This window comes from Agrobacterium sp. YIC 4121, assembly GCF_002008205.1.
Classification (GTDB): Bacteria; Pseudomonadota; Alphaproteobacteria; order Rhizobiales; family Rhizobiaceae; genus Agrobacterium; species Agrobacterium leguminum.
Genome location: NZ_MRDI01000024.1, coordinates 26,829 through 45,968, shown reverse-complemented (window position 1 = coordinate 45,968; position 19,140 = coordinate 26,829). Strand labels below are relative to the sequence as shown.

Genomic DNA, 19,140 nt, shown 5'->3' with positions numbered 1-19,140 from the left:
GGCGGGCCGGCGCTTTCGGGTGCCTTGCGGGCGAGCGGAAAGGTCTGCCCTGTTTCAGGGCGTCGTCGCAGGCTGGCGGCGATTTGTCATTGCCGTTCCGATGAAGGGTTGCCGTTCCTGCTCAGACCTCTGCTGCGCCTGGCGCAGATGAAGCAGGTCCTTGCGCGTAACGAGACCGACGAGACTATTCGAGGACTTGTCTACAATGGCGATCCTGCCCGTGTCGGCGCTAAGCATCAGGTCGGCGATCAACCCAACGGGGTCGTTTTCGTGCGCAACCGGGATTTCACGGTCAGCCAGCCTGTCGGCCAATGTTTCTTCGCCGCCATGCGGCTCCTGTTGCCAGGTGAGAATGTCTGCCCGCGACACAAGCCCCACCAGCGTTCCCTCGGGCTGTACCACCGGATATGTCCGGTGCGTTTCCTGCGAGCCGGTGAAGAAGGAAATCGCCTGCGATACCGTCATCCCGGCAGGCAGCGTGTCGACCTTGCGGATCATGATCTCGGACGCACGGGTGAGCTCAAAGGAATCGATCGCATATTCGCGTGTGATGTGCTGGCCGCGCCGGGCGATCTTTTCCGTAAGGATCGAGCGCCGCATCAAAAGGACGGTGACGGAATAGGCGGCCACGGTGGCTATCATGAGCGGGATCGCGGTGCTGAGATCGCCAGTGATCTCAATCGCGAAGAAGATGCCGGTCAGCGGTGCGCGCATTGTCCCACCCATCATGGCGGCCATGCCAAGCAACGCCCAGAGGGCGGGCTCTCCGGGCAGGAATGTCCCTGTCAGATAACCCGCCGATCCGCCGAGGATGAGAAGCGGCGCGAGCACGCCGCCGGATGTGCCCGAGGACAGGGCGATGAGCCAGATTCCCGACTTGACCAGAAGAATGGTGAGGACGGCCTGAGCGGCAATATGGTTATTGAGAAGGTCGGCAATGATGTCGTAACCGACGCCGAGCGCTCTTGGCTCCATCAGGCCGCCGAGGCCGACGGCGAGGCCGCCGAGCGCCGGCCACCACATCCAGTGGATGGGGAGCTTTTCGAAAAGATCTTCGATCTTGTAGAGCAATATAGTCATCAATCCGGACTGCAGGCCGGCGACCACGCCGATCAGGACGCAGGGCGCAAGCCCCCACCATGGCAGATCATAAGCGAAATCCGTGGGAAATAGCGGACCGGTGCCGAAATAGAACGGCCGCCAGGTAATCGAAACCGCAGCGGCGACTGCAACCGGTATGAAGCTTCTCGGCTTCCACTCGAATAGCAGGAGTTCGACCGCGAGCATGACAGCGGCGATCGGCGAACCGAAGATCGCCGTCATGCCGGCGGCGGCGCCTGCCACGAGCAGGGTTTTGCGTTCCGCGCTGCTCATGTGGAAACATTGCGCAAAGAGAGAGCCGATCGCGCCGCCCGTCATGATGATCGGGCCTTCCGCGCCGAAAGGCCCGCCGCTACCGATCGAAATGGCGGACGAGAGAGGCTTCAGGAGCGCCACTTTCGGCGACATGCGGCTGCCGCCGATGAGAATGGCCTCAATCGCTTCCGGAATGCCGTGCCCCCGGATTTTTTCCGAACCGAAACGGGCCATCAGCCCGATGACGATACCGCCGAGGACCGGCGCCACGACCATCCACAGGGAAGGATGTATGTCTGCGAAACTGACCTCGTGCGTGCTGAACCTGCCAAGCCAGACAATGTTGGTGACAAGCTGGATGAGGCTGACCAGAAGCCATGCGGCAAGGGCCCCGAGCGAGCCGACGATGCATGCCATGGCGATCAGCAGCAGCACGCGTTTGTCCGTCGTGAAATCTCCGGCTTGCCGCCTTGGAAAACCGCTGTCGAATTGACTTGATCTTGAGGGTGAAGAGGCTTGGGTCAACGGCTTATCCTTGGGTGCACGAAAATAGTGGCGCGATAAATATGTCGCAATACGATATAAATCAATGGATTTGTAATCTCTCAAAATATCCGGCGATTTTCATTCGCGGATAGTCGGGCTAAAGAAGAATGAGAGGCGACCAGGATAAGGGCTTGTGACATATGACATTGCCGACCCAATCGGAATATGAGGCGCTTGCCGTCTTTCGCCACACGCTTAAGAAATTCATGGATTTCAGCACCTCGGCCGCTCAGGCGGCGGGCCTGCCGCCGCAGCAGCATCAGGCGCTTCTCGCCATCAAGGGCTTGCCGGCGGGCGAGGTCATGACGGTGGGGCTACTTGCGGAACGGTTGCTGATCGCGCCCCATTCGGCAACCGAGCTTGCCGGTCGTCTGTTAAGCGGCGGCCTCATCACGCGCGAACCAGACCCTGCCGATCGCCGCCGTCAGACGTTACAGCTGACGGAAAAGGCCGAGCAGATCATGGCGCATCTGAGCGCAATCCATCTCAAGGAAGTCCGCGAAACGGCACCGCAGCTGATTGCCATATTGAGCGAGCTTGGAAACGTGGAGAAGACTTAGACGGAGACATGTCTGTCGCCCGGGGGCGCCGAGATCGGCCTGCGCCCCCGGGCTCTGATCAGGACAGATGATGCGGCTTCTGAAGGCCATAGACGGGCGTCTTCAACCCTACCTGCCGCGCCTTGAGCTGTAGCGACAGATATTGCGAATAGTGCCGCGATTGGTGCAGGTTACCGCCGTGGAACCACAGCGCCTGCTGTTGGGTCGGTTTCCACATGTTGCGCTGCTCGCCCTCCCAAGGGCCGGGATCCTTGGTGGTGTCGGAGCCGAGGCCCCAGCATTTGCCCACCTTTTCCGCCACCTCGCGCGAAATGAGATCAGCCGCCCAGCCATTCATCGAACCATAGCCGGTCGCATAGACCACCAGATCGGCGGGTAGCTCCGTGCCATCCTTCAGCACCACGGCGTTCTCCGTCAGATGCGAGACGTCGACACCGGATTTGAGCTTTATCGAGCCGTCGATCACGAGGTCACAGGCCCCGACATCAATGTAATAACCCGATCCACGCCGCAGATATTTCATAAACAGGCCCGATTCGTCATCGCCGAAATCGAGCATGAAGCCGGCTTTCTCCAGGGCGGCATAAAAATCGGCGTCCTGTTCGCGAATGCGGTCGTAAATCGGAACCTGAAACTCATGCATGATCCTGTAGGGCAGGGAGGCGAAGATGAGGTCGGCCTTGCGCGTTGTCATGCCGTTTGCCACTGCCCGCTCGGAATAGAGATCGCCGAGGCCGATATCCATCAGCGAGTCCGATTTGACGATATGGGTGGAGGACCGCTGCAGCATGGTGACATCGGCGCCCGCCTCCCAGAGCGCTGCGCAGATATCATGCGCCGAGTTGTTGGAGCCGATTACCACGACCTTCTTGCCGGCATAGGCGTCGGGGCCTGGATGCTGAGAGGAGTGCTGCTGTTCGCCCTTGAAGACATCCTGTCCGGGAAATTTCGGGATATTCGCCTTGCCCGACATGCCGGTCGCCAGTACCAGCTGTTTCGGCCGTAGCACGACCTCTTTGCCGGCGCGGTCGACAACCACCGTCCATTCGCCCGTCGCTTCGTCATATTGGGCCGACTTACAGGTGGTGGAGCCCCAATAATTCAGCTCCATGACCTTTGTATACATTTCCAGCCAGTCTCCCACCTTGTCCTTCGGCGTGAAGACCGGCCAGTTTTCCGGGAAGGGAATGTAGGGCAGGTGATCGTACCAGACGGGGTCATGCAGACAGAGCGATTTGTAGCGCTTGCGCCAGCTGTCGCCGGGTCGCTCATTCTTTTCGATGATGATCGCCGGCACACCAAGCTGGCGAAGACGCGCGCCAAGCGCGATACCACCCTGTCCGCCGCCGATGATGACGACGTAGGGCTGCTCCGAATAGCCGAGTTCGGCGGCTTCGGCCTCGCGTTTTTCCTTCCAGGTCCGGCGGTTGCGGTCGTGGCCGTGTTCTGCGCCCATGGGCCGCCGGATACCCTTCGGCTCTTCATGGCCTTTCAGTTCACTCATGGTGGTGAGCAGGGTCCAGATCAGCCCATCCTTGAGGCGGATATGGCCGTAACCACGGGCAACTCCGGTCTCGAACTCGAACCAACCTTCGGTGACGCCATCGCCTTCCGAGGCTTGCTCCTTCACATCCTGCACCAAGCCCGAGGGTTTGATGGCGGAAAGCTGGCTCGTCAGCATGTCGCGGATTTGCTCACGGCCTTCCAGTGTCTTCAGGTTCCAGGTGAAGGTCACGAGGTCGCGCCAGTAACAATCGGCCTGAAACAGGTTGACGGCGGCGTCTATGTCTCCATTTTCCAGCGCATTGCCGAGCTTGGAAAGAACCGTGTCGATTTTGGTGGCGGGACTGACATCAAGCATATTCATCTCCTCCATGGTGCTTGGTCTGATCGTGGAGCGGCGAAGTCGGCGCCCCGAAAGCCAACGGCTCCCGCATACCGGGCTCCTCTTCCCGGCATGCGGAGGCGGAAAGCCTATTTCGAAAGATCGATCAGGATCTTCAGATGAGTGCCGGCGGGATCGAGCAGGGCATCGAAGCCCTCAGACACGGCCGTATCGAGCGTGATCCGCTTGGTAACGATCTTCGTCGCCGGCAGCAGGCCGGAGGCGATGAGTCGGATGACCCGCGGCCAATAATGGGTCGGATAGGCCCATGAGCCCTTGATCTCCAGGTCGCGGAATGTCACCTGGAACCAGTCGATCGGGTTTTCATGCGGATGCAGCCCGGTCTGTACGACGACGCCCTGTTTGCGCACCGCATCGACGCAGGCCTTGAGCGCATGTTCATTGCCTACGCATTCAATGGCGACATCGCAGCCGACCTTGCCTTCCGTTGCCGCGCGCACGACATCACCGACATTGTCGCGCTTTGGGTTGATAGTGATGACGTCGGGGACGATGCTGCGGGCAAGCTCAAGGCGGGCATCATTGAGATCGGACACGAAGAGCTGGGCAGCGCCGGCCGCACGCGCGGCCAGAAGCGTGAGCATGCCGATCGGGCCGGCGCCCGTGACCAGAACGCTGTTGCCGGCGGTGACGCCGCCGCGGTCGCAGGCATAGACAGCAACCGCTGAGGGTTCAACGAGTGCGGCCTCTTCATCTGTCATCTCGTCGGGAATCTTCTGAACGTTATATTCGTTGACGAGTGCTGCCTGCGCCATGCCGCCGCCTTCCCAGCTGAGACCGACCAGCGCCAGCTGCGTGCTCAGATGGAAGAGGCCACGGTCGGCGAAATAGTCACCGGATCGCGGCATGATGAGCGGCTGGATCGAGACGCGATCACCGACGCCGACCGAGGTGACGCCTTCGCCGATGGCCTCCACGACACCGCCGAATTCGTGACCGAGAATTTGCGGGCCATGTGCGCCGGTAAAGGGGTGCGGTTCGGTGGGGATGAAGATCGGACCGTAACTATATTCATGCAGATCGGTGCCGCAGATGCCGACGAACCGGTTGCGGACGAGAACCTGCCCCGGCCCCGGCCGTTTCGGCTCGGGAATGTCTTCAACCCGCAGGTCCCTGGCTGCATGAAATCTGAGCGCGCGCATGTTTTCTCCTCGATGGCTCCTGATGCCAGAGAAGGTGCAATGCCCGTGCCAGCACGGTTTGCCGTGCTGGAAGCCTGAAATTGCGGGGTTCTACGAGAATGCCGGTTTTGTATGACGCCACAGCTGTGGCGCAACAGCCGTGGCATATGCCTCACCTGTTAGTGAGGTTTTCCGATGCCGAGGCGTCGCATTCGCCGGTGCATCGTCGTGCGATCGATGCCGAGCCGGCGTGCGGCCTCCGACACATTGCCGTTGCAGGCCGCCAGAAGCGCGCCGAGATCGGCCCCGCGACTGTCAATCATCGGGGCTGATGCGGTGGCGGCAAGATGATCGGGAAGGTCTTCCACCGTAATCACCCCGTCGTCGCAAAGGGCGGCGGCAAAGGCTATCGCATTGTCCAGCTCGCGGATATTGCCGGGCCAGCGATGGCCAAGGATCGACATCCTCGCTGCGTTGGAAAGTGTGAGAGGACGACCGGGCAGCCCATGTTTTTCCAGAATCTTATCGAGAAGCCAGGGGAAATCATCGCGCTCGTTTAGTGCGGGCAAGGTCAACACAGCCGCATTCAGGCGGTAATAGAGGTCTTCGCGGAAATCTCCTGTCCGCACCATGTCGCTCAACGGGCGGTGCGATGCGGAAATCACCCTGAAATCCACCTTCTGGGGGGTGGAGCCACCGACGGGCAGGATCTCGCCTTCGGCCAATACGCGCAACAGCCGGCTTTGTGCCGCAAACGGCATGTCGCCGATTTCGTCGAGGAAAAGCGTTCCGCCTTGTGCCTCTTCCACGAGCCCCTTGCGTCCTTTTGCCAGCGCGCCCGTGAAGGCTCCCGGCAGATAGCCGAATAATTCGCTTTCGATCAGCTGTTCGGGAATGGCGGCGCAATTGACGGCGACGAAGCGGCCGGAAACGCCGCTGGCGTCATGAATGATGCGGGCGAGATGTTCCTTGCCGGTTCCGGTCTGGCCCTGCAGCAGGATCGACAGTTTTGCGGGCGCCAGTTTTTCCACCTTGCGCCTGAGGTTTCGAACCGCCGGCCCATCGCCGCCGATCTCTTCCATGACCGGCTGGGATTTTGGACGGGCAAGCGGCACGGTCGACCGGTGTTGTTGCGGTTCGATCGCGTGCGCATAAAGCACAGTGCCGTCCTTCACGACGATGCGCCTCTCCTGCGGCAGGCTTGATCGGGTGAGGGAGGCGAGTTCATCGAAGCCGGCCTCGAAAAACGCCTCTACCCGCTCCCCGAGGAGGCGTTCCGGCAGGCGCCAGTCAAGCCCGCGCGATGCGGCGAGAAGGCGGGCGGCGGCGTGCGTCATGCCCGTTATCCGGCCGGAGCCATCGACGGACAGGGCCGCTTCGGGGTCGACATCCAGAAATTCGGGCGCGCCAGCAAAGCGCAGCACGAGATCATGGCGGCTGCTGGCCATCAGATTTGCAAGTTCGATCCTTCGCACGGTCGATGAAACCAGATGGCGCGCCATGTTCTGGCTCGTCTTGAGGATGGGGGAACTCAGCAGCGAAATATCGAGTACGGCGGTGAGTGCGCCCTGGGTATCGTAGATCGGGGCGGCGGTACAGGAAAGCGGCGTATGCGTCACATCAAAATGATCGGTCTGGTGGATCGTCAGCGCTTCGCCGGTGGCGATGCAGGCGCCGACAGCGCAGGTGCCGGCGCGCGGTTCCGACCACTCCGAGCCTAGGTAAAGCCCGGCCTTGCGCAGATTGTTGTTAAATGACGGGTCGCCCAGAAACTCGACCGTCACCCCCTGCTGATCCGACAGAAGAAGAACGTAATTCTGCTCGGCCACCTGCCGATACAGCCGCTCCAGGCCGGAACGGGCGATGTGGACGAGGTCTTCAGCCCGCTGGCGATGCTCGCGCAGGCATGTTTCGGAAACGATGACGGCTTCGCGGGCCTTGGCCGGATCAAGCTGATAGGTGTCGAGACAACGCCGCCAGGATTCGAGCACCACCGCATCCCGACCGGTATTCCTGCCCTGTCCGACGTGCTCGATTTCCTTGATGTGATCCGAAAAACCCATAAATCACCGGCCCTCGACAGCCGCCTCCCGTGATTTTTCCGGCGATCATAGCCAGTTTTATGAAATCTGGCTAACCTTCCGGCGATTTTTTAGCGCATGGGCTCGATTGTGCTGGCAACGACGCGGCCGAGTTGCGCCCGTGATGCCCGTCTCATAAACTGACGCCCTTCAGGGCGCGTGACCGCAAACGTCGCAGCCGGACCTCCATCTGCCTCTTTGCCTCAATGTCGCCACGCCTGACGGCCACCGCGATGCCTTCCACCCACGCCGCAATGGCGCCGTCGCCATCTCCCAGCCGTGCGCGACATTCGCCGAGTTCGGCCCAAACCGCCGAATAGTCGGGATCCTGCCGGATGGCCTCCTGGAGATGAAGCGCAGCATCTTCGAACTGCCCGGCCGCCTTGAGCGTCTTTGCGATTGAAAAGCGCAGGAGCGGACTGTCCCGTCCGTCTTCCAGCATCCTCATGAGTTTTTCGATCATCGTTGTCCCGTTGCAATGGTGAAGCACCATGCAATCGGTACGACCTCGAGCGCAGTTGAGGTCAAGCGGGATTTCGCGCTGTCACTTCGCCATGCGACGCAATGCAACCGGGTCCCATATGTCGTCGAGCGGGCCCTCGAGAGCGGTTCGTGGGGGAATGAGCTTCGGTTCGATGATGGTGACTTCCGGCTCGGTCCGGTTCTCTTCCAGCAGTTCGAAACCCTTTTCAAGCATCTGCGCGATATCGGGTTTGATCATATAGACCGGGAAGGGAAGGAATGACCCGAACGGGTCATAGTCGAAGCAGCCGACAACGATGTCGCCGAAGGCCTCGCCATCATGACGCCCCATGAAACGAAGCAGGCCTTCGAAATTGATCGATGAATTGACGAAGAAACAGCGGGGCAGGCGGCTCCTGCGCTCGAAGAAGCGTTCGAATGCCAGCTCCGTCATATGCGGTGAATAGCCGGTGATCTCGATATCGTCTCCGCTCTCCGCCCCGAAATATGCGGCCTTGGCGGCGTGGAAGCCGTCGATACGCTCGCGGCTGGCGTGGTCATCATGACCGCCGAACAGGATGACGTCGTCAGGGCCGAGAGGCCCGCCTTTTTCCGCATGGGCAAGGATCGCCGATGTCAGTATTTCCGCACCGTGCCTGTTGTCGGAAATGACCGAGGGTACAAATTTTCCGGGAAGGTCGATATTGACATGCGGCAGTGCTGCGCGGGCGCAGACCTGGTGCACGCCATCGGGATCGGTCGCGCCTGCAATGAAGAGGGCATCGATGGAATAGGCGATCAGTGTCTCCACGGTGCGGCGTTCTTCTTCGGGATCGCGCCGTCCGGAGACCACCATGGGCGACAGGCCGCGTTTGCGTGCCTGCCCCTCGAAGGTCTGCGCCATCGATGAAAAGAACCGGTTGTCATAAATGGGCACCAGAAGCCCGACGAGACCGGATTTCGAACTCCTCAGGCCGCGGGCCTGCAGGTTGGTGGTGTAGCGATGCGCCTTGGCGAGCGAGAGAATCTTGTCGGCAGTCTCCTCCGAAATCCGCCGTTTGCGCCACGATCCGTTCAACACCGCGCTCACTGTCGAGGCTGATGCGCCCGACAATATCGACAAGTCATAAATGGTGGCTTTCTTGGAACTTATACCCGTCACTGCGATCTCCCCAACTGATTCCGATTATTAGAGCACACATCCCCTTGACGGAAGGGCGCTTCATGTTATGGTTATTGCACCATCGATTGTGCAACTTGGCAATATCGATTGTGCAAGATGGTTGCTGTGGGAGTGGCAAGGGAGAGTCTCGAATAAGCGAGATGAGAAATTTTGAACGCGCCAGATGAAAAATGGCTGCGGCGGGTTTCGTTTGCCTAATTTTTTGAGGAGGAACATCATGAAGAAAATTATTGCTGCAGCGGTCGGCCTGTCGCTCGCGCTGCTCTCGTCCGCAGCCTTTGCCGAAGGGCCGAAGGTGGGCGTTGTCGTCAAGATCGGCGGCATTCCGTGGTTCAACGCCATGGAGGCCGGCATCAAGGAGCAGAGCAAGAAGCTCGGCGTTGACGGTTTCATGGTCGGCCCGACCAGCGCCGACCCGGCGCTGCAGGTCCGTGCCATCGAAGACCTGATTGCCCAGAAGGTCGATTTCATTGGTGTCGTGCCGAATGATGCGAAGGTGCTGGAGCCGGTGCTGAAAAAGGCCCAGGCTGCCGGCATCAAGGTCATCACCCATGAATCGCCCAAGCAGCTCGGCGCCGACTGGGATTTCGAACTGGCTTCCGCCAAGGGTTTTGGTGAAGCGCATGGCAAGCTTCTGGCGGAAAAGATGGGCGGCAAGGGCTCCTATGCCGTCTTCGTCGGTTCGCTTACGGTTCCGCTTCATAATGCCTGGGCTGATGCCGCCATCGCCTATATCAAGGCGAATTACCCCGACATGAAGCTCGTCGGCGATCGCTACGGCGTGGCGGAGGACCTCGACAAGAGCCGTTCGACGGCGCTTGACCTGATGTCCGCCAATGCCGACCTGAGCGGTTTCCTCGCCTTCGGTTCGCAGGGGCCGATCGGCGCCGGGCGTGCCGTCGAAGAGCGGCGCAAGGATGGCAAGGTCTTCGTCATCGGCCCGTTCTCGCCGGGTCAGGGCGCCAAGCTCATCAAGTCGGGGGCGCTGACGGGCGGCTTCATGTGGAACCCGAAACAGGCCGGTGAAGTCTTCATTACCCTCGCCGACCGTATCGCCAAGGGCGAGACACCGAAGGCCGGCGACAATATCGAAGGTCTCGGCACCATCAATCCCGAGGGCAACACCATCGTCGTCGACCAGCTTTTGAAGATCGACAAGGAAAGCATCGACAAGCTCGTTTCCATGGGCCTCTGATCCTCCCCAAGGCCGAGGGCGTCGCGCGAGGTGTGATACTCGCGCGACGTCCCATCTGGAAAACATGCCGAGCGCCACGTCTGCAATGCTGCCGCGGCGAAGGAGATTTACGTTATCATGAGCGCAGAACCGCTCCTGTCCCTCAAAAATGTCAAAGTCACCTTCGGCGGCGTCCGCGCGCTGAAGGGTGTTTCTTTCGAGGTCAATCCGGGTGAAGTGCATTGCCTTGCCGGCGAAAACGGCTGCGGTAAAAGCACGCTGATCAAGGTCATCACAGGCGTCTATACGCCCGAAAGCGATGCCGAACTTTATTTCGACGGCAAGCAGATCACCGCGATGAATCCGACGCTTGCGCAATCGCTTGGCATCCAGGTGATCTGGCAGGATCTGGCGCTGTTCGATGAAATGACGGTGGCTGAGAATATCGGCTTCCAGTACGCGGTGAATGGAAAATACGGGCTGGTCGACAAGCGTGCCATCGAGCAGGCGGCCGAAAAGGCGCTTGCCCGGCTCGGCGTCGAGATCGATCTTGATAAGCCGCTCAAGGAACTGCCTATCGCCCAGCGCCAGATCGTGGCGATTGCCCGAGCGCTGGTCGGGGAAGCGCGGCTGGTTTTCATGGATGAACCGACCGCGTCGCTCACGCAGTCGGAAACGGATTACCTGATCGACATCGTCCGCAACCTGTCGGCCTCCGGCGTCGCGGTCGTCTTCGTCTCGCACCGCCTTGCGGAAGTGCTTGAGATTTCAGACCGCATAACCGTTTTGCGGGACGGGTCGCTTGTCGGTGTCTTTCCCGTCGAAGGCATGACCCAGTCACGGGTGACCGAACTGATGACCGGCCGTAATTTCGACAGCGCCGTCATTGCCGCCGATCACGATGACAAACCCGTCGTTCTCTCGGTGCGCGGGCTGAGCCGGGCCGGCGAGTTCGAGGATGTTTCGTTTGATCTGCGGCGGGGCGAAACGCTTGGCATTACCGGCCTCTTGGGAGCCGGCCGCACGGAACTGGCTTTGACGCTGTTCGGCATGCATCGGCCGCAATCGGGTGAAATCCTGATTGACGGCAAGAAGGTGGATTTTCATTCCAACCGCGATGCGATCCGGGCGGGCGTCGCCTATCTTTCCGAAGACCGGCTGTCGCTTGGCCTCAACCAGCCGCAGTCCATTGCCGACAATCTGGTCATGGCCTCTCTGGACCGGCTGTTGAGCGGCGGCCTGATCTCACCGTCGAAAAAGGCGGATGTCGTTTCCCGCTGGATTTCGGCGCTCGGCGTCAAGATCGGCCTGCCGGAAGATCCGATCCGCACGCTTTCGGGTGGCAACCAGCAGCGTGTGGCGATTGCCAAGTGGCTGGCCATCGGGCCGAAAATCCTCATCCTCGATGCGCCGACCGTGGGGGTCGATGTCGGCGCCCGCGCCGGCATCTTCGAAATCGTCCGCAAGCTCGCCGCAGAAGGTCTTTCGATCATCGTGATCTCCGACGAGCCGCCGGAAGTTTATTTCAATACAGACAGGGTCATCCACATGGTCGAAGGCCGGTTCCACGCCACCTATGATCCGCGACGCCTGTCGCTGACCGAACTGGAGTCCGCCATCTATGCGTAGGCTCATTCTCGGACATACGACCGAATTCACGCTGCTTGTCGTCATGGTGCTGCTTTGCACGGGACTGTCCTTCGCCACCGACCGGTTCCTCACCATTTCCAACGCCTTCGATGTGCTGAATGTCTCGGCGGTCAACATCATCTTCGCGGTCGGCCTGCTCGTGGTGCTGATCTCGGGCGGTATCGACATCTCCTTCGCGGTCGCCGCCTCCGTCGTTCAATATGTCACGGTGCTGGCGCTCAATGCGCTCGGCGGCGGCAACTGGGCGGAAGGTTTCATCATTGCCGGCGCGGTTGGCCTTGGTCTCGGTTTCGTCAACGCCTTCCTCGTCTGGCGGCTCAACATCATTTCCATCGTCGCGACCATCTCCACCTTCAACATCTTCTTCGGGCTGTTGATGTTCTTCACCAAGGGCGTTTCGATCTACGACCTGCCCGAATGGCTGTCGACGCGCGTGGTGTTTTACGAGCGCGAGATGTCCGATGGTTCCTGGGTCGAGCTGACGCTGCCCGTCGTGGTCATGATCCTCTGCTGCCTCGCCACCTGGTTCATGATTTCGCGCACCACCGTCGGGCGCAAACTTTATGCATTCGGCGACAATCCGGAAGGCGCACGCCGCTTCGGCATCAATATCGGCGCCATGCACTATATTTCCTTCGGCTGGCTTGGCCTGATGGCGGGCATTGCCGGGCTCATGCAGGCCCATTATGCGCAGGAGGTGGTGCCGAACGCGCTTTATGGCCGCGAGCTGGATGTTCTTGCCGCAACCGTGCTTGGCGGCGCGCGGCTTGGCGGCGGCAAGGGCTCCGTCATCGGCTGCGTGCTCGGGGTGCTGATGGTGTCGATCACCCAGAACGGTCTTAACCTGATGGGCGTTTCTCCCTTTGCCTTCAAGATGATCGTCGGTGCCATCATCCTCATCGCCATCACGCTTTCTTCCACCCGCTTCGACAAGCTTTTGCCGAGTGCCTTACGGACATCCGCAAAGAAGGGGAGCGCACAGCGATGAGCAGTCTCGTTCGGAAATTCAACGCGATTTTCGGTGCCGACATGGCTGGGCCGGTGATTGCCTTTGTCGCGGTCATGCTCATCTTCGGAACCTTTGCCGATAACTTTCTCTCGCTCGCGACATTCGGTTCGGTCGCCTTCCAGCTGCCGGAACTTGGCCTGCTGACACTGGCGATGCTGCTGCCGCTGCTGACGGGCGGCATCAATCTGTCCGTCACCTTCGCCGCCAATCTGTCGGGTCTCGCCGCAGCCTGGGTGTTGCAGGCCCATGGCGGGGTGGATGCGCCGCCGAGTGCCTTCCTGTTCGCCTGCCTTGCCGCACTTGTCACCGGCGGCGCTGCCGGCGCGATGACGGGGGCGGCGATTGCCTACACCCGCGCGCACCCCATTCTGGTGACGCTGTCGATGATGATTTTCCTGCGCGGCCTTGGCGAGTTTCTCACCCGTGGCGGAGACGTTTCCGGTTTCCCCACCTATATGGCGCCGCTCGGTCACGGCACACTTCTCGGTCTGCCGATCCCACTTCTGATTTTCACCGTCTGCGTCGGCCTCTGGCATGTGCTGCTGACCCGAACCAAGCTCGGCTTCGGCCTGTTGATGATCGGCTCGAACATCGAAGCCGCGCGTTATTCCGGCCTCAATACGCGCAAGATTCAGGTCCTCGTCTACACGCTCTCGGGCCTGATGTGTGCGGTTGCCGGCATCATCATGCTTGCCCGTTTCAACTCCGTCCGTGTCGGCCACGGGGAATCCTATCTGCTGATCACGGTGCTGGCGGCCTTTCTCGGCGGCATCAATCCGTTCGGCGGTTTCGGTCGGGTGCTGCCGGTCTTCGTCGCGCTGATCGTTTTGCAGCTCCTGTCGTCCGGCCTCAATCTTCTTGGTGCCAACCAGCATCTGGCAACGGCGCTCTGGGGTGTGCTGATGATTGTCGTCATGGCGGCGCGCGGCCTGTTTTCAAGCTACTTCGCATCTCTCAGAAAGAAGGTATGACGTGAAAGGCTTCGGTGTTCACGCAATGATGTGGTCTCTCAAATGGGACAATGAAAACGCCAGACGGTCCATCGCCGCTGCCGCGGATTACGGTCAGGATTTCATCGAGATTCCGCTTATCGATATCCCTGCCGTCGATGCAAAACACACGCGCGCTCTGCTGGAGAAATACGGCTTGCGTGCCGTCTGCTCGCTGGTGCTGCCGGAGCCCGCCTGGGCGTCCGTGCGCCCCGACGCGGCAATCGACCATCTGAATGCTGCGCTCGACAAGGCCGCAGAAATGGGCGCGGAGGCGCTGACAGGTGTTACCTATGGCGGCACAAATGAGCGAACCGGATTTCCGCCGACACAAGGCGAATATGACAATCTGACAAGGGCGCTCTCCAGGGCTGTCGGCCACGCAAAAACACTCGGCCTGCAATTCGGCATCGAGACCGTCAACCGCTACGAAAACCATCTGCTCAATTCCGCCGAACAGGCGGTGGCGCTGGTGGAGCGCATCGGTGCCGACAACGTCTTCATCCATCTCGATACCTTCCACATGAATATGGAGGAAAAGGGCATTGCCAACGGCATCATCGCCGCCCGCAACCATCTGAAATACATGCATATGTCGGAAAGCGACCGCGGCACGCCGGGTTGCGGCAATGTTGCCTGGGACGAGGTGTTTTCTGCGCTCGCGGCCATCGGCTTCAAGGGTGTGCTGACGCTCGAAAGCTTCGCTGCGATGCCCAGGGAGATGGCCGGCGCGATTTCCACCTGGCGGCCGGTTGCGCCCAGCGCCGATGAGGTTCTCGATAAGGGCCTCGCATTTCTGCGCGACAAGGCACACCAGTACCGCATTTTCTGAAAGCACTCATTATCGGGGCAAGCACCTTGAACACTATTGACGATAATGCCCGCGAGATTGCGGGCCTTGCCCTCCAGCGACTGGAAGGGTCAAAGGGCCGGCGTGTGATGATTGCGATTGCCGGTGCCCCCGGATCGGGAAAATCAACCATTGCCGAATGCGTTGTCGATGCGTTGAACGCAGGTGAAGGCGTATCGGCCGCACTGTTTCCGATGGATGGCTTTCATTATGACGATGCCGTTCTGGAAGAGATGAAACGCCGTCCCTTCAAGGGCGCCATCGATACGTTCGATGCCCACGGCCTGCGCCACATGCTTGAGCGCCTGAAGGCCAATGAGGATGATGTCGTTGCCGTTCCCGTCTTTGACCGCGCCATCGAGATCGCCCGCGCCGGCGGCCGCCTGATCCCGAAATCCGTCGATATCATCGTCTGCGAGGGCAATTATCTCCTCGCCGGCCAGTCGCCATGGGATCGCCTCAAGTCGATCTTCGATCTCACGATTTTCGTTGATGTCGACGAAGACGATCTGCGTGCGCGGCTGCGGGACCGCTGGCGAAGCTTCGGTCTCGGCGAAGACGAGATCAACCGGAAGGTGGAGGAAAACGATCTCCCCAACGGCCGCTTCATCACGTCGACGAGCACGGAGCCGGATATTCGCATCGGAAATCCGGGAAGCAGTTCCGCGTCCTGAACCTTCCTGAAGGGCTGCGCCTTCCTATCCAAAGTCAAGCGAAACAGAAAAGCGAAAGAGACCCCCATGAAACACGGCATCTATTATTCCTACTGGGAACATGAGTGGAGCGCCAAGTTCGGCCCCTATATCGAGAAGGTCGCCAAGCTCGGTTTCGATATCATCGAAGTCGCCGCCCACCACATCAATGAATACAGCGACGCCGAACTCGCCGTCATCAGGCAGAGCGCAAAGGATAACGGCATCATCCTCACCGCCGGCATCGGCCCTTCGAAAACGAAGAACCTGTCGTCAGAGGATGCCGCGGTTCGTGCAGCCGGCAAGGCGTTCTTTGAACGCACCCTTACCAATGTCGCCAAGCTAGACATCCACACCATCGGCGGCGCGTTGCATTCCTATTGGCCAATCGATTATTCGCAGCCGGTCGACAAGGCGGGCGATTATGCGCGCGGCGTCGAGGGCATTCACGGCATTGCCGATTTCGCCAATGATCTCGGCATCAACCTGTGCATCGAAGTCCTCAACCGCTTCGAAAACCACGTTCTCAACACGGCGGCCGAGGGCGTCGCTTTTGTGAAGGATGTCGGCAAGAACAACGTGAAAGTCATGCTGGACACCTTCCACATGAACATCGAGGAAGACAGCTTTGGTGAGGCCATCCGCACGGCCGGCCCGTTGCTGGGGCATTTCCATACCGGCGAGAGCAATCGCCGCGTACCGGGCAAGGGCAGGATGCCCTGGCACGAAATCGGCCTCGCCCTTCGCGATATCAATTACACCGGCGCGGTCGTCATGGAGCCTTTCGTCAAGACGGGCGGCACGATCGGCTCCGACATCAAGGTGTGGCGCGATCTCAGCGGCGGCGCCGACCTCGCGAAAATGGACGAGGATGCCCGCAATGCCCTGGCATTTTCCCGTTTCGTGCTTGGCGGCTGATGGCTGATAAGCGCATTGACCGGGCGGCGGCCATCTGTCGCCCGGGCAGCGACTGCCATGTTCGCCCGCAATCGCCGAGTTGAAAAGATAACCGCTTGTGGGCTAAAGCACGGATGTCTCTTCGGGATCAATACGATCCGCCCAAGACCATTGGTTTGCATGATCCCTGTCGCACTCCCGTCCGTCGAAGCGTTGCTTCTCCTTGCCTTCTTGTTCATCACGACCTTCGTATGGATCGTCTGGACGTTCCTGCTGTTCGTACGATATGTGGCAGGCCGCTGGAAACGCCCGATGATCCTGCCCTATGGACTGGTAACCACCGTCGCGCTTTTCACCCTCTTTCGGTTCGGTGATTTTTATCTGCAGATGCGCGCCTACGACAAAGAGAGGAAGGCAAGCCATCGGCCGGAACTGCTCGAGCCGGCGCGTCTTGGCCAGATCGATATGCCCAAGGGCACGAAACTCGAACTGGCCATTGCCAACGACAGGGAAGCCTTCGACCGGGCCGTGTTTCCGCATCCGGTGCGGGTGGCGGATATCGATGCCGTCGAAATCGCCCGTTACATCTCGATAAAAACCAACGAGAATTATGAAACGGTGGGCTTTACCCCGCAGACCATGCGGATCACCGGCAACGGCGTGACCACCCAGAGCGGCTGGCGCTGCGATGCGACGCAACCGGTGGAATTCGATCTTTCTCCCGATGGCGGCATCTCCGCTTTCAGCAACTGCACTCTTTCCGATGGTAATGTTGTCGACGGCATCACCCTGCCGAAAGGCACGTCCCTGCGTGCCTCCACCGGCAATGTCTATATTGATGGCTTCGTCGATTCCGATCGATGGGTTCTCGATACGGCTCAGGGCCAGACCGTTCACATCGACAGTTTCGATCTTTCCGAGGCAACGCTTGCCCTTGATGGCGAGCGAAAACTCCACGAGATCAAAAGAGGTGTCCTGTCAAAAGACGCAAAGCTCGGGACGCTTCACCATGCCGCCGGAACCAGTATTCGTTACAATCCCCGGCATCTTCGCAACGACTATCCCGGCGCGTGGTTGATAATCCCGCCCCTGCCGGCTGCCGATGCTCCACCGGTTCCGTCGCATGATATCGTGCAGGGCAGGGACGGAAAGGTTCTGTCCAGCCCTGCCGACTGATTGCACCAAGGTCACCGTAAGACGGAAGCCAGAAATTCGCGGGTGCGGTCTTCTTTCGGCTGGCCAAAAATCTCGTCCGGTTTCCCCTGTTCGCAGATGCGGCCCTTGTCGAAGAAACACACGCGGTCCGAGACTTCCCGGGCAAAGCGCATTTCGTGGGTGACGAGAAGCATCGTCAGGTCATGCTCATGGGCCAGATCGCGGATGACGGACAGCACTTCGCCGACCAGTTGCGGGTCGAGCGCCGAGGTCGGCTCATCGAAAAGCAGGACACGCGGACGCATGGCAAGCGAGCGGGCAATGGCGACACGCTGCTGCTGCCCACCGGAAAGCTGGACCGGATAATGATCCTTCTTATTTGCCAGCCCGACCATCTTCAGCAATTCGATTGCGCGCGCCTCCGCCTCCGCGCGGCCGATGCCCAGAACCCGCACCGGCGCTTCCACGATATTGCGAAGGACGGTCATATGGGGAAAGAGATTGAAGCTCTGGAACACCATGCCGACGTGGTTGCGGATCTGGCGCAGATGTTTTTCCGAGGCCTTGAAAGGTCCTTTGCCGCCTGGCTCGTGGTAGGACATGTCCGCAAGGGTCAGCTTTCCCTCCTGGAACGGCTCCAGCGTCATGAGAATGCGCAGGACGGTTGACTTGCCGGAGCCGGAAGGACCGATGAGGGTGACTTTTTCGCCCTTCGTCACGCTGAAATTGAACTGGTCGAGCACCGTCAGAATGCCGAAGCGTTTCGTGACATCGGAAAATTCGATCAGTGGCTGGTTCGTGTTGTTGGTCATCGCAAGGGTATTCCTGCTTTTGGAAGCGCCCTTTGCAGGCGGCTGAGGCCTGCCGAGCAGATTATGGTCAGAAGGAGGAAGATCAGGCCCACAAGCGTCAGCGGCACCAGATATTCGAAGGTGCGCTCGCCGATCATATTGGCAAGCCCCATCATCTCCAGAACCGTGACGACGGAAAGCACCGGCGTTTCCTTGATCATGGCGACGAGGTAGTTGCCCATGGCCGGAACGATGCGCGGAATGGCCTGCGGGACGATGATATCCCTGTAGGTCTGCATGCGTGTGAGATTAAGCGCCGTCGCCGCTTCCCATTGCCCGTGATGCACCGCCTCTATGCCACCGCGATAGACCTCGGACGTATAGGCGGCATATTGCAGGCCGAGCGCCAGCGCGCCGGTGAGAAATGCCGGCAGGACAATGCCGAAATCCGGAAGCACGTAATAGAGGAAGAACAACTGCACCAGAAGCGGCGTATCGCGCAGGAATTCGACCACCAGCGCGGTCGGCCAGGAGATCATTTTCACCCGGCTGCGGCGCAGCAGCGCAAAGACAAGCCCCAGAACCAGCGCAATCGCGAAGCCGGCGGCGGCTGCTTTCAGCGTTACCGTAAGTCCAATCAGAATGATGGGCAGGATGGAGGTCGTGTAGGTGAGCCAGGTGGTCGTGTCCCATTCGTAACCATACATCATGAGAAGAT

The 19,140-nt window shown here is 60.0% G+C and carries 17 protein-coding genes; 9 read left to right on the top strand and 8 right to left on the bottom strand.

Annotated elements, in window-relative coordinates:
* Positions 1-54: 54 nt before the first annotated feature.
* Positions 55-1,773, bottom strand: coding sequence for a chloride channel protein (locus BTE54_RS20960; protein WP_120947751.1), 1,719 nt, complete (start codon positions 1,771-1,773; stop codon positions 55-57).
* A 269-nt stretch (positions 1,774-2,042) separates the two neighbouring features.
* Here BTE54_RS20960 and BTE54_RS20955 point away from each other — a divergent pair, with 269 nt between their 5' ends.
* The gene (locus BTE54_RS20955; RefSeq protein WP_078053866.1) at positions 2,043-2,462 is read left to right on the top strand and encodes a helix-turn-helix domain-containing protein; all 420 of its coding nucleotides are present in this window, start codon (positions 2,043-2,045) and stop codon (positions 2,460-2,462) included.
* Positions 2,463-2,520: 58 nt separating this feature from the next.
* On the opposite strand, the gene BTE54_RS20950 is transcribed toward BTE54_RS20955, so the two are convergent.
* The 5 genes from BTE54_RS20950 to BTE54_RS20930 form a co-directional block, all read right to left on the bottom strand.
* Positions 2,521-4,323: an NAD(P)/FAD-dependent oxidoreductase gene (locus BTE54_RS20950; RefSeq protein ID WP_078053933.1), complete on the bottom strand. Its 1,803-nt coding sequence runs from the start codon at positions 4,321-4,323 to the stop codon at positions 2,521-2,523.
* A gap of 113 nt (positions 4,324-4,436) precedes the next feature.
* Positions 4,437-5,510: a 2,3-butanediol dehydrogenase gene (locus tag BTE54_RS20945; protein WP_003505729.1), complete on the bottom strand. Its 1,074-nt coding sequence runs from the start codon at positions 5,508-5,510 to the stop codon at positions 4,437-4,439.
* 158 nt (positions 5,511-5,668) lie between these two features.
* Positions 5,669-7,552: a sigma-54-dependent Fis family transcriptional regulator gene (locus BTE54_RS20940; protein ID WP_078053865.1), complete on the bottom strand. Its 1,884-nt coding sequence runs from the start codon at positions 7,550-7,552 to the stop codon at positions 5,669-5,671.
* Between the two features lie 151 nt (positions 7,553-7,703).
* Positions 7,704-8,033, bottom strand: coding sequence for a tetratricopeptide repeat protein (locus BTE54_RS20935; protein ID WP_078053864.1), 330 nt, complete (start codon positions 8,031-8,033; stop codon positions 7,704-7,706).
* Positions 8,034-8,114: 81 nt separating this feature from the next.
* Positions 8,115-9,194, bottom strand: coding sequence for a LacI family DNA-binding transcriptional regulator (locus BTE54_RS20930; RefSeq protein ID WP_078053863.1), 1,080 nt, complete (start codon positions 9,192-9,194; stop codon positions 8,115-8,117).
* Between the two features lie 238 nt (positions 9,195-9,432).
* Here BTE54_RS20930 and BTE54_RS20925 point away from each other — a divergent pair, with 238 nt between their 5' ends.
* The 8 genes from BTE54_RS20925 to BTE54_RS20890 all read left to right on the top strand — a co-directional run bounded on the left by BTE54_RS20925 (position 9,433) and on the right by BTE54_RS20890 (position 17,652).
* Positions 9,433-10,410, top strand: coding sequence for a substrate-binding domain-containing protein (locus BTE54_RS20925; RefSeq protein WP_003521644.1), 978 nt, complete (start codon positions 9,433-9,435; stop codon positions 10,408-10,410).
* Between the two features lie 117 nt (positions 10,411-10,527).
* On the top strand, positions 10,528-12,018 hold the full coding sequence (locus BTE54_RS20920; protein WP_078053862.1) for a sugar ABC transporter ATP-binding protein: 1,491 nt from the start codon (positions 10,528-10,530) through the stop codon (positions 12,016-12,018).
* Positions 12,011-13,027, top strand: coding sequence for an ABC transporter permease (locus BTE54_RS20915; protein ID WP_065657734.1), 1,017 nt, complete (start codon positions 12,011-12,013; stop codon positions 13,025-13,027). Before BTE54_RS20920 ends, BTE54_RS20915 begins: the two co-directional genes overlap by 8 nt.
* Positions 13,024-14,019 carry an ABC transporter permease gene (locus BTE54_RS20910; protein ID WP_078053861.1) on the top strand — a complete coding sequence of 332 codons (996 nt, stop codon included), beginning with the start codon at positions 13,024-13,026 and terminating at the stop codon, positions 14,017-14,019. The genes BTE54_RS20915 and BTE54_RS20910 overlap by 4 nt, the downstream gene beginning before the upstream one ends.
* 1 nt (position 14,020) lies before the next feature.
* On the top strand, positions 14,021-14,869 hold the full coding sequence (locus BTE54_RS20905; RefSeq protein ID WP_078053860.1) for a sugar phosphate isomerase/epimerase: 849 nt from the start codon (positions 14,021-14,023) through the stop codon (positions 14,867-14,869).
* A 26-nt stretch (positions 14,870-14,895) separates the two neighbouring features.
* Positions 14,896-15,561 (top strand): nucleoside triphosphate hydrolase, encoded by a 666-nt coding sequence (locus tag BTE54_RS20900; RefSeq protein WP_078053859.1) that lies wholly within the window; start codon positions 14,896-14,898, stop codon positions 15,559-15,561.
* A 66-nt stretch (positions 15,562-15,627) separates the two neighbouring features.
* Complete coding sequence (locus BTE54_RS20895; RefSeq protein WP_065657738.1) at positions 15,628-16,497, top strand: sugar phosphate isomerase/epimerase family protein; 870 nt, start codon at positions 15,628-15,630, stop codon at positions 16,495-16,497.
* Positions 16,498-16,656: 159 nt separating this feature from the next.
* Positions 16,657-17,652, top strand: a complete 996-nt coding sequence (locus BTE54_RS20890) for a hypothetical protein (protein WP_078053858.1) — start codon at positions 16,657-16,659, stop codon at positions 17,650-17,652.
* An 11-nt stretch (positions 17,653-17,663) separates the two neighbouring features.
* Here the strand turns inward: BTE54_RS20890 and ehuA are convergent, their stop codons facing one another.
* Both ehuA and ehuD read right to left on the bottom strand, forming a co-directional pair.
* On the bottom strand, positions 17,664-18,443 hold the full coding sequence (ehuA, locus tag BTE54_RS20885) for an ectoine/hydroxyectoine ABC transporter ATP-binding protein EhuA (protein WP_078053857.1): 780 nt from the start codon (positions 18,441-18,443) through the stop codon (positions 17,664-17,666).
* A complete protein-coding gene (ehuD, locus tag BTE54_RS20880) occupies positions 18,440-19,132 on the bottom strand; it encodes an ectoine/hydroxyectoine ABC transporter permease subunit EhuD (protein ID WP_078053856.1) in 693 nt (230 codons plus the stop codon). Before ehuD ends, ehuA begins: the two co-directional genes overlap by 4 nt.
* Between the last annotated feature and the right edge of the window lie 8 nt (positions 19,133-19,140).

Coding starts and splice junctions, on each gene's coding strand:
- BTE54_RS20950 (WP_078053933.1), bottom strand. CDS start 4,323: ATGCTTGATGTCAGTCCCGCCACCAAAATCGACACGGTTCTTTCCAAG.
- BTE54_RS20915 (WP_065657734.1), top strand. CDS start 12,011: ATGCGTAGGCTCATTCTCGGACATACGACCGAATTCACGCTGCTTGTC.
- BTE54_RS20920 (WP_078053862.1), top strand. CDS start 10,528: ATGAGCGCAGAACCGCTCCTGTCCCTCAAAAATGTCAAAGTCACCTTC.
- BTE54_RS20890 (WP_078053858.1), top strand. CDS start 16,657: ATGATCCCTGTCGCACTCCCGTCCGTCGAAGCGTTGCTTCTCCTTGCC.
- ehuD (WP_078053856.1), bottom strand. CDS start 19,132: ATGATGTATGGTTACGAATGGGACACGACCACCTGGCTCACCTACACG.
- BTE54_RS20945 (WP_003505729.1), bottom strand. CDS start 5,510: ATGCGCGCGCTCAGATTTCATGCAGCCAGGGACCTGCGGGTTGAAGAC.
- BTE54_RS20935 (WP_078053864.1), bottom strand. CDS start 8,033: ATGATCGAAAAACTCATGAGGATGCTGGAAGACGGACGGGACAGTCCG.
- BTE54_RS20910 (WP_078053861.1), top strand. CDS start 13,024: ATGAGCAGTCTCGTTCGGAAATTCAACGCGATTTTCGGTGCCGACATG.
- BTE54_RS20925 (WP_003521644.1), top strand. CDS start 9,433: ATGAAGAAAATTATTGCTGCAGCGGTCGGCCTGTCGCTCGCGCTGCTC.
- BTE54_RS20940 (WP_078053865.1), bottom strand. CDS start 7,552: ATGGGTTTTTCGGATCACATCAAGGAAATCGAGCACGTCGGACAGGGC.
- ehuA (WP_078053857.1), bottom strand. CDS start 18,443: ATGACCAACAACACGAACCAGCCACTGATCGAATTTTCCGATGTCACG.
- BTE54_RS20955 (WP_078053866.1), top strand. CDS start 2,043: ATGACATTGCCGACCCAATCGGAATATGAGGCGCTTGCCGTCTTTCGC.
- BTE54_RS20960 (WP_120947751.1), bottom strand. CDS start 1,773: ATGGCATGCATCGTCGGCTCGCTCGGGGCCCTTGCCGCATGGCTTCTG.
- BTE54_RS20895 (WP_065657738.1), top strand. CDS start 15,628: ATGAAACACGGCATCTATTATTCCTACTGGGAACATGAGTGGAGCGCC.